Below are 13,288 nucleotides of genomic sequence, written 5' to 3'. Positions count from 1 at the left end.
AGGACAGCTCAGGAGTCAGGCTAGAGTAGGGCGCATGCCGAAACATCGGGGGATAGGGGAGGCCACCGCCGCGCTCGTGGAGCTGTTCCTACCGCGCCCGTGCGCCGGGTGCGGGGGCGAGACCTCTGCGGGTGGGGTGCTGTGCGCAGCCTGCCAGCACCACCTGCGGCAGATACCGCGCCGCGTGGAACGTCCCCAGCCATTAGGTTTTCCGGCGTGGGCGCTCGGACCGTATTCCGATACCCGCCGCGGGGTCATCATCGCGATGAAGGAACGCGGACACCAGGCGGTGCGCGCGCATTTGGGCGCGGTGCTTGCCGCTGGCATCGACTACCTGCGTGCTCGCGGCGACATTCCGGAGACCGCGCTGTTGGTTCCCGCCCCGACACGAGCATCGTCGGCCCGCAAGCGTGGTGGTGATCCGGTGGCCGCGCTGTGCCGGGCGGCGTCTGCTCGGCTTCCTGGTTGGGACGTGGTTAATGCCTTGATGACGGTCGAAGGCAGTGCGGATCAGTCGCAGCTCAACGCCGCGGAGCGCACAGACAATATGCGCAGTGCCGTGCGCTTGCTGCCGTCCGCCCGGATGTTGGCGGGGCGCAGCGTGCTGCTTGTCGACGACGTCATCACGACCGGCGCGACACTCCGCGCCAGCGCCGCTCGCGTGTGGGCCGTCGGGGGTGACGTGGCGGGGGCGATTGCCCTGGCAGACGCGTAGGGTGGAGCGACATCAAGCCTCTGTAGAGGGGGCCAGTGAACCCGTTGGTTATGACCAGTGGTAGCATGAGGGGTGTCACAGGGAAGCGGACACTAAGCCCCGAATCACAGGCTTGAATGAGGTCCGCAGAATGTGCAGTCATTCAGTCCCCACGAGTAAAGGGAGGCATTACATGTCCCAGCAGACCAACGCTCAGGTCACCATCACCGGTCGTAACGTGGAGGTTCCGGAGCACTTCCAGGAACGTGTCACTGAAAAGCTAGCCAAGATCGAGCGCCTTGATCCGACCCTGACCTTCTTCCACGTGGAGCTGCAGCACGAGCCGAACCCGCGCCGCGAGTCTGAGGCAGAGCGCCTGCAGATTACCGCTACCGGCAAGGGGCACATCGCCCGCGCTGAGGCTAAGGAAGATTCGTTCTACGCGGCACTCGAGACCGCTCTGGGCAAGATGGAGCGCTCCCTGCGCAAGGTAAAGGTGCGCCGCGAGAACGTGAAGTCCGGCCACCGCGCTCAGAAGGGTACCGGTCAGATTGCTGCTGAGCTGGTCGCCGAGGCTGAAGCGGCTAAGCCGGGTAAGGAAGAACGCTACATCGATCCGTACGCAGAGACGGTCGAGGACGTTCGCCCGGGCCAGGTTGTGCGCTTCAAGGAGCACCCGGCTACCCCGATGTCCGTGGATGATGCACTCAGCGAGATGGAGCTGGTCGGCCACGACTTCTACCTCTTCATCAACGAGGAGAACAACAAGCCGTCCGTGGTCTACCGCCGCCACGCCTTCGACTACGGCCTTATCTCCCTGACGGACGCTTAAGGGCTAAGCGTCCTAAGGGCTAAGTATTAAGCCCTTCGGGAAAATTATCCCGGCTACAACACGTTTCCCCGCGCTGAACATGCAGCGCGGGGAAACGTGTTTTCGTTTATCGCGACGCAGCTATATTCCGAATTGGCTGGACAGGTGCACTTCGGCCTCAGCTAGCTTTTGCAGTGGCAGCATGAGCAAGGCCACTGGGGCGAACAGAATCAGATCCAGTCCGAAGTTTTCGGTGGGATGCGACCCTGGGCGGTGGGAAGTGGCGATGGCATCCATGGTTCCAGTCATGATCGCGTCATAGGTCCACATGGCGCTACCACCGCGCGGTGCTTCAGAATCATCAGCCACGGCGGCGGGGGCGGTTATGGTGCTCAAAGCTAGGGCTGCGGAGGTAGCGGTAGCTACGGCAATCTTGGAGAACTGCATAGTCATTCCTTTTCTGTCTCGCTCTGCGTCTGGGTGAGTTAGGGAACTTCGGGTTGGGGAAGTGGGCGCCCTTGTCGCGCCCTTACATAAACCTTCGTTGTGAGGCGCGCAACTGTTAGCAGTTGGTTGTTAGCGGTTGGGTGTTGGTGGTTCGTTGCGGTGCCTCGCTCTGTGGTTCTGAGAAAACACAGGATGGGCGCACGAGTGGGCGCGGGCTAAGTATCGGATTTTGCGTTTTGGGTTGGGTGGCGAATCGATACGGAAAAGCTAGTGAGTACAATGGCGACGAGTTAACTTTATTGTCGCGACCAGAAGGACTATCTAGACGTGTTTGGACTTTCCAAGCTGCTCCGTGCCGGTGAGGGACGCACCGTCAAGCGCCTGGCTAAAATTGCTGATGATGTTATTGCCCTAGAAGATAAATTCGCGGCGCTGTCGGATGATGAGCTTAAGGCTAAGACAGACGAGTTTAAGAAGCGTCTGGCGGATGGCGAAAAGATGAATGACATGCTTCTCGAAGCATTCGCCACCGTGCGTGAAGCCGCCTGGCGCGTGCTCGACCAGAAGCACTACAAGGTACAGATCATGGGTGGTGCCGCCCTGCACTTTGGCAACGTTGCCGAGATGCGCACGGGTGAAGGTAAGACCCTGACCTCGCTGCTGCCGGCGTACCTTAATGCCCTGGAAGGCAAGGGCGTCCACATCGTGACTGTCAACGACTACCTGGCTAAGCGTGACGCCGAGATGATGGGCCGTGTTCACCGCTGGCTGGGACTGTCCGTTGGCGTCATCCTCTCCGAGATGCGCCCTGCAGAGCGCAAGGAAGCCTATGCCTGCGACGTCACGTACGGCACGAACAACGAGCTGGGCTTTGACTACCTGCGCGACAACATGGTCCGCTCGCTTGATGAAACCGTCCAGCGCGGCCACAACTACTGCATCGTGGATGAGGTTGACTCCATTCTTATCGATGAGGCGCGTACCCCGCTCATCATTTCCGGCCCTGTCGATGGGTCCTCTCAGTTCTACGGAGTCTTTTCCAAGCTGGCCCCGAAGATGCGCGAGGGCATCCACTACGAGGTGGACCACAAGAAGCGCACCATTGGTGTGCTTGAGGACGGCGTGGAATTCGTCGAAGACCAGTTGGGCATTGAAAACCTCTACGCACCTGAGCACTCCCAGCTGGTGTCCTACCTCAATAACGCGCTGAAGGCGAAGGAGCTCTTCACCCGCGATAAGGACTACATCGTGCGCAACGGCGAGGTCCTCATCGTGGATGGATTCACCGGCCGCGTGCTGGCTGGTCGCCGTTACAACGAGGGTATGCACCAGGCCATTGAGGCGAAGGAAGAGGTGGAGATCAAGAACGAGAACCAGACGCTGGCGACCGTTACCCTCCAGAACTACTTCCGCCTTTACGATAAGATTTCCGGCATGACCGGTACCGCAGAAACTGAGGCGGCCGAGCTGCACTCCATTTACGGTCTCGACGTGGTGCCAATTCCGACCAACAAGCCGAACCAGCGTACCGACCACTCCGACCGCATCTACAAGACCCAGGAAGCGAAGTTCGCTGCGGTGGTCGATGACATCGAGGAGCACGTGGCTGCCGGTCAGCCGGTGCTCGTTGGTACCACCTCCGTGGAACGCTCCGAGTACCTCTCGCAGCTGCTGAGCAAGCGCGGCGTCAAGCACTCGGTGCTCAACGCCAAGCACCACGAGGAAGAGGGCCAGATCGTCGCCCGTGCTGGCCGCCCTGGCACCGTCACCGTGGCCACCAACATGGCCGGCCGTGGTACCGATATCGTTCTCGGTGGCAACCCCGAAGTCATCCTGGATGAGAAGCTGCGGGACCGCGGCCTCGATCCCTTTGAGGACGAGGAGAAGTACCAGGAAGCCTGGGACGCTGAGATCGAACAGGAGAGGGAACGCTCCAAGAAGATGGGCGATGAGGTCCGTGAGGCCGGCGGCCTGTACGTGCTGGGCACCGAGCGCCACGAGTCGCGCCGTATTGATAACCAGCTGCGTGGCCGTTCCGGACGTCAGGGTGACCCGGGCGAGACCCGCTTCTACCTGTCCATGCGCGATGAGCTCATGGTGCGCTTCGTGGGCCAGTCCATGGAGAACATGATGAACCGCCTCAACGTGCCGGATGACGTGCCGATTGAGGCCAAGATGGTGTCGAACTCTATCAAGGGTGCGCAGGCACAGGTGGAGAACCAGAACTTCGAGATGCGTAAGAACGTGCTCAAGTACGACGAAGTTCTTAACGAGCAGCGCAAGGTGGTGTACGCCACCCGCCACGACATCCTTGAGGCCAACGACATCAAGGACAACATCCGGACGATGATCAATGACACCGTGTCTGCCTACGTGGCGGGGGCTACTGCCACCGGTTACGTGGAGGACTGGAATCTCGATGAGCTGTGGAATGCGTTGGATTCCCTGTACGGGCCGACCATGACACATGAGGAGCTCGTTGACGGCACCGAATACGGCGCTGCCGGCGAACTGACCGCGGAGCAGCTGCGCGATGCCCTCCTAGCTGATGCCAACTCCGAGTACGACAAGCTCGAAGACGCTGTGACTGCCATCGGCGGAGAGAACCAGATGCGCAATACCGAGCGCATGATCATTCTGCCGATCATCGACCAGAAGTGGCGCGAGCACCTTTATGAAATGGATTACCTCAAGGAAGGTATTGGCCTGCGTGCTATGGCGCAGCGCGATCCCCTGGTGGAATACCAGAAGGAGGGCGGTGACATGTTTAACGCCATGAACGACGCAGTGAAGGAAGAAACCGTCCGCCAGCTGTTCATGTTGCGCAAGCAGTTCAAGGCCCAGGAAGAGGCGAGCGCAGCGGGTGAAGCAAACGCGGAAGCGGAAGCTTAAATCTGTCGCGGTCTGAAACTTCGCTGATGCGCGAACGCTAGAAAGCGCGGAAAAGTGCTGAGGCGCCGTGAGGGAAGAACTCCCCACGGCGCCTTTTTGTTGGAAGCAGTTAGGTATATACTGTCAAATTATTAATTGTTCTGCTTCGGAAGGTTGAGTTAGTATGCGCCGCTTGTCTCTGCGAGTAGGTCTCTCCGTGTTCGCATCTGCCACTCTGTTGGGCGGCGGCGCAGCTGCGTCAGCTATCGAGCTTGCTCCCGAGGAGCAGTGCCAGCTCTCTTCCGTCTTGAGCTCGCAGGACGATGAGTCCTCCCAGGACGCCGTGCTCAGCTCCCAGGACACCATGGCCACTCAGTGCGGCGCTGTGTCCGCTCCGGAAACCTCCGAGGAAGCTGCAAAGAACCTGCCTGTGGTCGGAGCTACTATGTTTGGCGGTATCAGCTTGGCCCTGGTGAGTGCGTCCGCAGCGTTCGCCGGAATCGATTGGACGCCCATCTTGATCAAACTCGGTTCGCTTTTTTAATCTCCCACAGTTTCCAGCCAAGGTTATCCCTTGGCTTTTTGTTTAGCCTCCCATAGCCTGCCGCTCGCCTCCAGCGATACTGGGGCTGGGGCCGACTGAGAGTAACCGGAAGGAACGTATGTGCCGCCCGGCTGCGGAGCCGGTGAAAGCGCGCTGGTGCGAACCTATCAGCACCGAACCAAAGAACTCGCCGTTTGCGCGCGCATGCAAGCTGGTGAGCGCCATGCCCCCGCGGAGCTCTAACGCTGCATGGGCCTTTCGCCACGCGCGTACATGGGTGATGATTTCTGGGGCAAAGCGCGGGTTGTTGAGATGGCTCATCGGACGCAAAGCGGCGGCAACTTCTAAAACAATGACGACGAGCCCGTGGATCTCGTCACGCGTGGCGAGGTCACCAGCGGTAGGCTCGCGCTCATAGCGGATACGCTGTGGAGCAACATAGAGCTGCAGATGGCTCATGCCGGGGATGGGGGTATACATGCGGAATCCGGTCCTTATCCGCGATGAGCAGCGCGGAGAAAGGCGTTCGGGTAGGAGAAGGCGAGCGGAGGGAAGGAAGCTGGACGCACGTTCATTGTGCCATGCTGGCGCCATCCGCGGCTAGAAGGCGCTGCGCCTTGGCCTGTGGGAGCAGGCGAGCGGTATGTTCGCTATACTTTCGGACGATAAACACAGCTCAATGCGAAGGGTAGATAATATGCGTGGACTCATCGTCGATTTTGTAGGCGTGCTTGACGGCACCGAAGAAGACGTCAAGCGCTGGCGGGAGCTGTTCGCCGCCGCGAAATCCAACGGAGTCGCCACCGCTATTCTCTCTAACGATCCGGGCGGCCCAGGCGCGGAGCACATTCGCGAGTGGGAATACCGCGGCATCGTTGATGCCGTCGTGCTTTCCGGTGAGGTCGGTGCGGAAAAGCCGGATCGTGCTGCCTTCCAGGCTGCAGCGGACGCTATCGACCTGCCGATTAATGACTGCGTCATGGTAGATGATTCCATCGTCAACGTCCGCGCTGCGGTGGAAAATGGCATGGTGGGTATGCTCTACACGGTCTTTGACCGCACCAGCGTGGAAGTCCAGGCAGTCTTCGACATTGAAGGTGAGTTCTAAGTGTCGAAGGATGTGCGCGTCTTCCTGCCAGCCACTTTTGCCATGCTGACAGAGCTGGAAGAAACCGGCCAGCTTGCCGCCCGCAGCGGCTGGGGATTTACAGTAACCCCGGCGCTGCGCGAGTTCTACACCGAGGGCGACGAGGAAGAGATCGAATACTCTGCCTTCCTCGAGGCTTCCATGGCCTCCCTGCGGCTCTTGGCCATCGGCGATGAGGACAAGTTCCCGCACCGCCGAGTCGTCATTTCCGTCGACGTGGACGAGTCCGTAGTGACCCCGAAGCCGGACATGGGTGAACCAGTCGTGGCGCTCAACCCGGCCACTATCACGAAGGACAACCTGCAAGCCATCCACGTGGACATCGAGGAATCCGAGGCTGCCACCGCCAAGGCTATCGCCGCCATCGACAATGCTGACCTCGGCGACGAAGACGCCGAGCTTGCCGTCGGTGATGCCCTGGATAACTTCATGGCCTTCTATGATCCCACTGAGCTGCCCATCCTCGTAGAACTGCTCTAGGATCACCAGCGTTAACAGCCCTAACGCGAGTGGTGGTGCTACTCTAAGCCCTTATTGCCATTGCTTGAGAAAAGGAGCACCATCATGAAGGCAACTCGCCTTGCTAGCCTTATCACCGCTGCAGCCCTGAGCGTCACAACCCTCGTTTCAGCACCAATTGCCGGGGCAGAGGAAGCAGTAGCGCCGGCAGCGCAGACAAATCAGACCGCGCAGGGGAGCTCTGCTCAGGAAGCGGCTCCCAGCGAACCTGACCCCAACAATCCGGACCCCGACATGGCCGTGATGCCGACGACCCCGTGGCTGCGCATCGTTGAGGGCTCCTCCCAAGGGCCGATGGGGGCTATCGTCGCCATCCTCTTCGGAATCATTAGCATCGGCTTCGCCGTGTACAAGGAGTTCGGTGATTACCTGCCCAAGTTGGGCTAAATGCTGATAGTCTGCTGGAGTAAAACTCAGCTCGATCGAAAGGTCCCCTCAGCATGACTTCCTCTCGTCTTCGCCGCGTAGTTGCTACCTCCACCTTGTCCGTCGCACTTGTTGCTGGCGGAATCGCTGCCCCCACTGCGGGTGCGGTGACCACCTCCATCAAGAATGACAAGTGCACCATCACGTTGAGCGAGGACGAAGCCAGCGACCTCAAGAACGCGGAGTCCAAGGACAACGACGTCGACAGCAGCCTGCTGAAGGATGGCCTTAAGATTTCGCCCAAGGACGCGGAGAAGCGTGCTCGCGACGTAGAGAACCAATCGGACGAGCTCTACCGTGCTCTGGCTGGCTATGAGGCAGAGGTCGAGCTCGGTGACGAGGACGCCGTCAAGCGCGCTAAGAACAACATCAAGGTAGCCGAGACTTTCCGCGACATCGCGCCGGAGTACGTCAAGGCTCTCGATGCGTGTGCCAAGAAGGAAGAGTTCAACAAGAAGGCACCGAGCGGTGATAACACCTCCTCCAACATCGACAAGGGTGGCGCCATCATCCTCGGAGTATCCGGCGCCCTGACGGTGCTCTTTATGGCTCTTCGCGCAGCCAGCCCCTTCCTGAAGACCGTCCTGCCGCCGCAGCTGGCGGCTATGCTTCCGGCCTAAGCTTGAGGGCTTAAGGCCTAAGCCCAATCGACGTTGGTGCGCAGGGAGGCCAAAAGGCCCCGCACTGCATCGCGACGGCGTGCAGAAGCAGTGCCTTCCTCGATGTTTAAGTCCAGGCCGCACTCAGGGTCCGCGGGCGGCCCAGCATGTGTGCAGCCGCGCGGGCAGTCCTCGATGGCTTCGGCCAGATCATCGAAGACCTCGATGACGTTCTCGGCATCAATGTGGGCCAAACCAAAGGAGCGGATGCCGGGCGTATCAATGATCCACCCGCCATTCGGCGTGCTTCCTTCCGCCGGCAGGCGCAATGCCACTGACTGCGTCGAGGTGTGGCGGCCCTTGCCCACCGCAGACACCTCACCGGTTTCGCGGTTGGCGTCCGGGACAAGCCGGTTGACCAAGGTTGATTTACCCACACCGGAGTGGCCGATGAGGGCCGTGACATGTCCATCAATTGCGGCACAGACCTGCTCCAGTCCATCGTCGACGCCGGCCTCCACCACCGTGACATCCAAGTCCGCAAACTCTTGGGCAAACGGAGTGGGGTCGGTGAGGTCGGTCTTCGTTAGACATAGGACCGGCTGGATATTGCCGGCAAAGGCCGCGATGAGTGCACGTTCCACGAATCCGGAACGCGGCGGCGGATCCGCCACGGCGCTGACTATGAGCAGGCGGTCCGCATTCGCCACCACGATGCGCTCATAAGGATCGGTATCGTCCGCGGTGCGCCGGAGGACGGAGCGGCGTTCCTCGAGCTTCACGATGCGTGCGAGGGTGTCTTTCTTACCCGAGGTATCGCCCACGACGCCGACGCGGTCGCCGACCTCGACGGGCGTGCGGCCCATCTCTCGGGCACGCATGGCCGTGACGACCGGGCCATCGTTATCTAGAGCGACTCCCCAACGGCCGCGGTCCTTGGTGATGACCATGCCGAACTTGGCATCCTTGTGCTTTGGGCGGTCCTTCGTGCGCGGGCGCGAGCCTTTGCCGGGCCGGATGCGGACATCGGATTCGTCATAGCTGCTTGCGCGCCTAGCCACGGATCATGGCCTCCCACATCCCGGCGAAGCCGGGCAGAGTCTTGGACGTGGTATCGATGTCCTCGACCTCGACCCCTTCGACTGCTAGGCCAATGATGGCGCCGGCGGTGGCCATGCGGTGGTCGGCGTAGGAGTGCCACTGCCCTCCGTGGAGTGGGGCAGGGGTGATGCGGAGGCCGTCGTCAAGCTCGGTGACGTTGCCTCCCAAGCCGTTGATCTCGGTAGCGAGGGCCGCCAGACGGTCCGTCTCGTGACCGCGCAGGTGCGCGATGCCGGTCAACGTCGAAGGCGTGGAGGCCAGCGCGCACAGCGCAGCCACGGTCGGGGTGAGTTCACCGATATCGCCCATGTCGAGATCGATACCGCGCAGACCTGCTAGGCCCTCCTCTGGGCCGGTGACCTTCAGGTACGGATCCTGGCGAGGTGCCTGCGGGACGTACTCAACCTGAGCTCCCATCTGTTCCAAGATGCTGCGGAAAGCGTCACCAGGCTGGTCCGTTTCCTCCGGCCAGTTCGGGATGCTTACGCTGCCGCCACAGGTGGCAGCAGCGGCAAGGAAAGGAGTGGCGTTGGAGAGGTCCGGCTCGATATACCACTCGCGGCCTTCAATCTTTCCAGGGCGCACGACCCAATTATCTTCGCCCGCGACTACATGCACGCCGGCATCACGCAGCATGCCGATGGTCATCAGGATGTGGGGCTGGGAAGGTACGGTGCCGCCTTCGTGGCGCACGCTGAGCCCGTAGCGGTAGCGCGCACCGGCCAGGAGCAGGCCAGAGACGAACTGGGAGGAGGCGGAAGCGTCAATGGTGACCTCGGCGCCCTCTGGGACACCATGGGGCGTGATGGTCAGCGGCAGGCTATCGCCCTTGATGTCAACGCCCAGCTCACGCAGGGCCTTCGTCATGGTGGACATGGGGCGCTTGCGCGCATACGGGTCGCCATCGATGATGACGGGGCCATCCGCCAATGCGGCTACCGGTGGCAAAAAGCGCATAATCGTGCCGGCCAAGCCGCAATCGACGGTCGCCCCATGCAGCTGGCCCGGGGTCACACGCAGGTGCGGGCCCCAGTCGGAGATACCTACGCCCATGGCCTTCAAGGCTTCTTTCATCAGGTCAGTATCGCGGGAGATCAGTGGGTTGTAGATGATAGAGGGGGAGTCAGCCAGCGCGGCGAGGATGAGGGCGCGGTTGGTCATCGACTTCGATCCGGGGACTTCTTGAGTCCAGGACAGCGGGCCGGTGGGTTGGGGAGCACTCCAGTAAGCAGACATGTAGTCCATAATAAAGGGCATGTGCGGAAGATTTGTTCTGTTCACCGAGTCCCTACTGGAGGAAATCGGAGCGTGGGAGTCCATTACGGAAGTTCATGCGCCGGAAGGCCTGCCGCCGGCACGCTATAACATTGCTCCGACCCAGCCCATCGCCATCGTGCGGGTTGCGGAGGAGACCGCCCGTGTGGAGCCAGCGCGCTGGGGACTTATTCCGCATTGGAAGAAAGACCTCGACGGCCCGCCCCTGTTTAATGCCCGCGCGGAGACTGTGGCGCAGAAACCTTCCTTTCGCGATGCCTTCAAGGCGCAGCGCTGCGTCATCCCGCTGGATGGCTACTACGAGTGGAAAGCCGGGGAAGATAAGAAGGCCAAGAAACAGCCCTACTATGTGACCGGACCCGATGGCCTGTTGTGGGCGGCTGGTTTGTGGGCCACGGGGATGGAGAGGCTCTCAGCCACGATGGTGACCACGGATGCCACGGAGGAGATGGCGTGGCTGCATCACCGGCTACCCAAGTTTCTGACTACAGATGAGATCGCACCTTGGCTGGCGGGGGAGGCTCTGTTGGAGCCGAGCTCCGTGCGCGGCTTCCAGGCACACCCGGCGGACCCCGCGGTGGGTAACGTCCGCAACGACTACGCAGAGCTTATCGACGAACCACCGGCCGCCACCCTGTTCTAGTACGCGAGCTCTAGACGGCAGAACTAGTCGGCGAGCACGTCGGCGAAGGAGAGCTCCAGGACGCGGGGGAGATCCTCCGGGTTCATCTCGATGTCGAGGCCACGCTTGCCGCCGGAGAAAAAGATGGTGTCGAAGAGTAGCGCCGTCTCGTCAACAACGGTGGGCAGGACATGCTTGTGCCCTAACGGGGAGATGCCGCCGGGGATGTAGCCGGAGGACTTGGAGGCGTCGGCAGGCGCGGCCATTGTGGCCTTGGACGCACCGAAAGCGGCGGCGGCCTTCTTGAGGCTGAGCTGGTGGGTGACCGGAAGGACGCAGACGGCAAGTTGGCGTTTGGGGCCTTTGCCGGCGCTCAGATCAATGACGAGGGTTTTGAAGATGCGTTCAGGCGCAACATCGAGGGCCGCAGCGGCTGCCTCGCCGAAGTTTTCGCGACCGCCGTCGAAGGTGGAGACGCGGTGGTCAATACCTGCCTCTTCGAGGAGTTTGAGAGCGGGGGTAGCGGCACGCGGGGTCTTCTTAGACATATAAACCACCCTAGTCCGGAGCGCTAGGATGGTCGGTATGGCCACAGAAACGACGAGCGAGACGCTTCAGAAACAGCGGTTGTTTGAGGAGCAAGCCTTGCCCTTGCTGGACCAGCTCTACGGCGGAGCGATGCGTCTGACGCGGAACCCGCAAGACGCGGAGGATTTGATCCAAGAGACCTACCTCAAGGCCTTTAGCAACTTCGATTCCTTCAAACAGGGCACGAACTTGAAGGCGTGGCTGTACCGCATCATGACGAATACCTACATCAACTCCTACCGGAAGGCCAAGCGCCGCCCGGTGGAATCCTCCGCGGATGAGCTTAGTGACTTTCAGCTGTATACCACGTCCGGGCATGATTCCACGGGCCTGGAATCAGCGGAGGTCGAAGCACTCAAGCAGATGCCGGATTCGGAGATTTCCGAGGCCATGAATGACCTGCCGGAGGACTACCGCATGGTGGTGTACTACTCGGATGTGGTGGGTTTGGCTTATAAGGAAATCGCAGAAGTGATGGGCACCCCGTTGGGGACGGTCATGAGCCGCCTCCACCGCGGAAGAAAACTACTCCGCGCGGCGTTGAAGGACGTAGCACGAGAAAAAGGCATTGGTCGCAACCACCCAGAGATGGAGGAGAAGTAATGGAACGCGCAACAGGACGCAATTGCGGTGCGTGTAACTCTCCCGAGGTTGAAGCGCTCTTTCGGGAGCTGTTCGATGAATCAACGAGCTATGCGCGAGCACTGGAAATCCGCGAGCACCTCGCGCAGTGCGATGCCTGTCAGCAACGCGTAGAGAGTGAAGAAGTAGTCCGAGCGCTTGTGCGCAAATGTTGCGGGGGACAGGCTGCACCGCAGTCACTGCGCCAGCGCATTTGCGTGGAGATTACGCGGACTGAAATCACCTGGGGCTAGGGCGGCCAAGGCCAAGTTAAATAGGCCTCGGCGTATAAGCAAAGGGCTCGTTCCCGTCCTCGGAATGAGGAAGGAAACGAGCCCTGAATGCTGACGTTATGCGTTAGGACGCTTGCCGTGGTTAGCGGACTTCTTACGGCGATCCTTGCGCTTACGGCCACGCTTGCTCATCGCGTACTCCTTCTGTTAAGGGTAAATGAACTTATTTAACTGTAGCGGCAGGGTATGCCGGAGTGTTAATCGGGGGTGTGCCTTCTGAGGGGTCTTTAGGCGGAAACGCGAGCGCGGGCGCGGCTGCGGTTGCGGCGCTTGATGGCGCGGCGCTCCTCCTCGGAGAGACCGCCCCAGACACCAGCGTCCTGGCCGGATTCCAGGGCCCACTTGAGGCAGGAAGAGGCAACTGGGCAGCGGTTGCAGACCAGCTTGGCCTTAGCGATCTGGGTGAGAGCAGGGCCGGAGTTACCGACAGGGAAGAAGAGCTCCGGGTCTTCGTCGCGGCAAACAGCTTCGTGGCGCCAATCCATGATTGAAATCTCCTAACAAATTTTTGACAGCAGTGGGTGAAAGTAGGCGCACCTAGGACAGTTCACAGCTGTGAACTGTTCCGAGTGCTACGGGGTGAAGTGGACTGGTCTGCGGTCAGTGGGGCCCTGTCTCGAGTTGGGGCCAGCGTCGACGCCGCCGTGGTTCACTTTCTGTTAACTCGAAGTTTGCTCCGAGTTATGAACTGATTTAACAGCTCGTTGTTTTTGCTACCTGAGAATAATGA

At 60.6% G+C, this 13,288-nt stretch carries 18 protein-coding genes; 11 read left to right on the top strand and 7 right to left on the bottom strand.

The features are described 5' to 3' along the window. The first annotated feature begins 34 nt into the window (after positions 1 to 34). Positions 35 to 715, top strand: coding sequence for a ComF family protein (locus HMPREF2932_RS13770; protein WP_046647446.1), 681 nt, complete (start codon positions 35 to 37; stop codon positions 713 to 715). Between the two features lie 172 nt (positions 716 to 887). After that, positions 888 to 1,526 (top strand): ribosome hibernation-promoting factor, HPF/YfiA family, encoded by a 639-nt coding sequence (hpf, locus tag HMPREF2932_RS01385; protein ID WP_046647448.1) that lies wholly within the window; start codon positions 888 to 890, stop codon positions 1,524 to 1,526. 120 nt (positions 1,527 to 1,646) lie between these two features. On the opposite strand, the gene HMPREF2932_RS01380 is transcribed toward hpf, so the two are convergent. Then, positions 1,647 to 1,952 (bottom strand): hypothetical protein, encoded by a 306-nt coding sequence (locus HMPREF2932_RS01380; protein ID WP_070545201.1) that lies wholly within the window; start codon positions 1,950 to 1,952, stop codon positions 1,647 to 1,649. 327 nt (positions 1,953 to 2,279) lie between these two features. Between HMPREF2932_RS01380 and secA the strand changes: the two genes are divergently transcribed. Further along, the gene (secA, locus tag HMPREF2932_RS01375; RefSeq protein WP_070680683.1) at positions 2,280 to 4,844 is read left to right on the top strand and encodes a preprotein translocase subunit SecA; all 2,565 of its coding nucleotides are present in this window, start codon (positions 2,280 to 2,282) and stop codon (positions 4,842 to 4,844) included. Between the two features lie 163 nt (positions 4,845 to 5,007). Continuing rightward, on the top strand, positions 5,008 to 5,367 hold the full coding sequence (locus tag HMPREF2932_RS01370) for a hypothetical protein (protein ID WP_071409436.1): 360 nt from the start codon (positions 5,008 to 5,010) through the stop codon (positions 5,365 to 5,367). A 42-nt stretch (positions 5,368 to 5,409) separates the two neighbouring features. Here the strand turns inward: HMPREF2932_RS01370 and HMPREF2932_RS01365 are convergent, their stop codons facing one another. Further along, positions 5,410 to 5,847, bottom strand: coding sequence for a hypothetical protein (locus tag HMPREF2932_RS01365; RefSeq protein WP_071409435.1), 438 nt, complete (start codon positions 5,845 to 5,847; stop codon positions 5,410 to 5,412). Between the two features lie 217 nt (positions 5,848 to 6,064). On the opposite strand from HMPREF2932_RS01365, the gene HMPREF2932_RS01360 reads away from it, so the two are divergent. From HMPREF2932_RS01360 to HMPREF2932_RS01345, 4 genes are all read left to right on the top strand, one after another. Beyond that, positions 6,065 to 6,475, top strand: a complete 411-nt coding sequence (locus HMPREF2932_RS01360) for an HAD-IA family hydrolase (RefSeq protein WP_010189184.1) — start codon at positions 6,065 to 6,067, stop codon at positions 6,473 to 6,475. Between the two features lie 12 nt (positions 6,476 to 6,487). Next, entirely contained in the window at positions 6,488 to 6,994 is a 507-nt protein-coding gene (locus tag HMPREF2932_RS01355) for a DUF6912 family protein (protein WP_175974375.1), read from the top strand. Positions 6,995 to 7,078: 84 nt separating this feature from the next. Next, the gene (locus HMPREF2932_RS01350; RefSeq protein ID WP_071409434.1) at positions 7,079 to 7,420 is read left to right on the top strand and encodes a hypothetical protein; all 342 of its coding nucleotides are present in this window, start codon (positions 7,079 to 7,081) and stop codon (positions 7,418 to 7,420) included. Positions 7,421 to 7,473: 53 nt separating this feature from the next. Then, positions 7,474 to 8,079, top strand: coding sequence for a hypothetical protein (locus HMPREF2932_RS01345; RefSeq protein WP_046647456.1), 606 nt, complete (start codon positions 7,474 to 7,476; stop codon positions 8,077 to 8,079). 17 nt (positions 8,080 to 8,096) lie between these two features. On the opposite strand, the gene rsgA is transcribed toward HMPREF2932_RS01345, so the two are convergent. Together rsgA and aroA are read right to left on the bottom strand one after the other, a co-directional pair. Next, the gene (rsgA, locus tag HMPREF2932_RS01340; RefSeq protein WP_070512182.1) at positions 8,097 to 9,119 is read right to left on the bottom strand and encodes a ribosome small subunit-dependent GTPase A; all 1,023 of its coding nucleotides are present in this window, start codon (positions 9,117 to 9,119) and stop codon (positions 8,097 to 8,099) included. Further along, positions 9,112 to 10,416, bottom strand: coding sequence for a 3-phosphoshikimate 1-carboxyvinyltransferase (gene aroA / locus HMPREF2932_RS01335; protein ID WP_046647458.1), 1,305 nt, complete (start codon positions 10,414 to 10,416; stop codon positions 9,112 to 9,114). Before aroA ends, rsgA begins: the two co-directional genes overlap by 8 nt. On the opposite strand from aroA, the gene HMPREF2932_RS01330 reads away from it, so the two are divergent. Next, positions 10,415 to 11,077, top strand: coding sequence for an SOS response-associated peptidase (locus tag HMPREF2932_RS01330; RefSeq protein ID WP_070517846.1), 663 nt, complete (start codon positions 10,415 to 10,417; stop codon positions 11,075 to 11,077). The two genes, aroA and HMPREF2932_RS01330, sit on opposite strands and share 2 nt — an antisense overlap. A 23-nt stretch (positions 11,078 to 11,100) precedes the next feature. On the opposite strand, the gene ybaK is transcribed toward HMPREF2932_RS01330, so the two are convergent. Further along, positions 11,101 to 11,604 (bottom strand): Cys-tRNA(Pro) deacylase, encoded by a 504-nt coding sequence (ybaK, locus tag HMPREF2932_RS01325; RefSeq protein ID WP_049156088.1) that lies wholly within the window; start codon positions 11,602 to 11,604, stop codon positions 11,101 to 11,103. Positions 11,605 to 11,641: 37 nt separating this feature from the next. Here ybaK and HMPREF2932_RS01320 point away from each other — a divergent pair, with 37 nt between their 5' ends. Beyond that, positions 11,642 to 12,247, top strand: a complete 606-nt coding sequence (locus HMPREF2932_RS01320) for a sigma-70 family RNA polymerase sigma factor (RefSeq protein ID WP_049156090.1) — start codon at positions 11,642 to 11,644, stop codon at positions 12,245 to 12,247. Further along, positions 12,247 to 12,519, top strand: coding sequence for a mycothiol system anti-sigma-R factor (gene rsrA / locus HMPREF2932_RS12960; RefSeq protein ID WP_080975102.1), 273 nt, complete (start codon positions 12,247 to 12,249; stop codon positions 12,517 to 12,519). Before HMPREF2932_RS01320 ends, rsrA begins: the two co-directional genes overlap by 1 nt. A 96-nt stretch (positions 12,520 to 12,615) precedes the next feature. Here the strand turns inward: rsrA and HMPREF2932_RS13980 are convergent, their stop codons facing one another. Next, the gene (locus HMPREF2932_RS13980) at positions 12,616 to 12,690 is read right to left on the bottom strand and encodes a 50S ribosomal protein bL37 (protein ID WP_012714902.1); all 75 of its coding nucleotides are present in this window, start codon (positions 12,688 to 12,690) and stop codon (positions 12,616 to 12,618) included. A 95-nt stretch (positions 12,691 to 12,785) separates the two neighbouring features. After that, positions 12,786 to 13,043 (bottom strand): WhiB family transcriptional regulator, encoded by a 258-nt coding sequence (locus tag HMPREF2932_RS01315; protein WP_042529827.1) that lies wholly within the window; start codon positions 13,041 to 13,043, stop codon positions 12,786 to 12,788. Between the last annotated feature and the right edge of the window lie 245 nt (positions 13,044 to 13,288).

Origin of the sequence: Corynebacterium sp. HMSC074H12 (assembly GCF_001813755.1) — a bacterium.
GTDB lineage: Bacteria > Actinomycetota > Actinomycetes > Mycobacteriales > Mycobacteriaceae > Corynebacterium > Corynebacterium hiratae.
This window is presented reverse-complemented; position numbering and strand designations above follow the sequence as displayed.

Coding starts and splice junctions, on each gene's coding strand:
- HMPREF2932_RS13770 (WP_046647446.1), top strand. CDS start 35: ATGCCGAAACATCGGGGGATAGGGGAGGCCACCGCCGCGCTCGTGGAG.
- HMPREF2932_RS01320 (WP_049156090.1), top strand. CDS start 11,642: ATGGCCACAGAAACGACGAGCGAGACGCTTCAGAAACAGCGGTTGTTT.
- HMPREF2932_RS01370 (WP_071409436.1), top strand. CDS start 5,008: ATGCGCCGCTTGTCTCTGCGAGTAGGTCTCTCCGTGTTCGCATCTGCC.
- HMPREF2932_RS01365 (WP_071409435.1), bottom strand. CDS start 5,847: ATGTATACCCCCATCCCCGGCATGAGCCATCTGCAGCTCTATGTTGCT.
- HMPREF2932_RS01380 (WP_070545201.1), bottom strand. CDS start 1,952: ATGCAGTTCTCCAAGATTGCCGTAGCTACCGCTACCTCCGCAGCCCTA.
- ybaK (WP_049156088.1), bottom strand. CDS start 11,604: ATGTCTAAGAAGACCCCGCGTGCCGCTACCCCCGCTCTCAAACTCCTC.
- HMPREF2932_RS01315 (WP_042529827.1), bottom strand. CDS start 13,043: ATGGATTGGCGCCACGAAGCTGTTTGCCGCGACGAAGACCCGGAGCTC.
- HMPREF2932_RS01345 (WP_046647456.1), top strand. CDS start 7,474: ATGACTTCCTCTCGTCTTCGCCGCGTAGTTGCTACCTCCACCTTGTCC.
- HMPREF2932_RS01350 (WP_071409434.1), top strand. CDS start 7,079: ATGAAGGCAACTCGCCTTGCTAGCCTTATCACCGCTGCAGCCCTGAGC.
- HMPREF2932_RS01330 (WP_070517846.1), top strand. CDS start 10,415: ATGTGCGGAAGATTTGTTCTGTTCACCGAGTCCCTACTGGAGGAAATC.
- rsrA (WP_080975102.1), top strand. CDS start 12,247: ATGGAACGCGCAACAGGACGCAATTGCGGTGCGTGTAACTCTCCCGAG.
- HMPREF2932_RS01360 (WP_010189184.1), top strand. CDS start 6,065: ATGCGTGGACTCATCGTCGATTTTGTAGGCGTGCTTGACGGCACCGAA.
- hpf (WP_046647448.1), top strand. CDS start 888: ATGTCCCAGCAGACCAACGCTCAGGTCACCATCACCGGTCGTAACGTG.
- aroA (WP_046647458.1), bottom strand. CDS start 10,416: ATGCCCTTTATTATGGACTACATGTCTGCTTACTGGAGTGCTCCCCAA.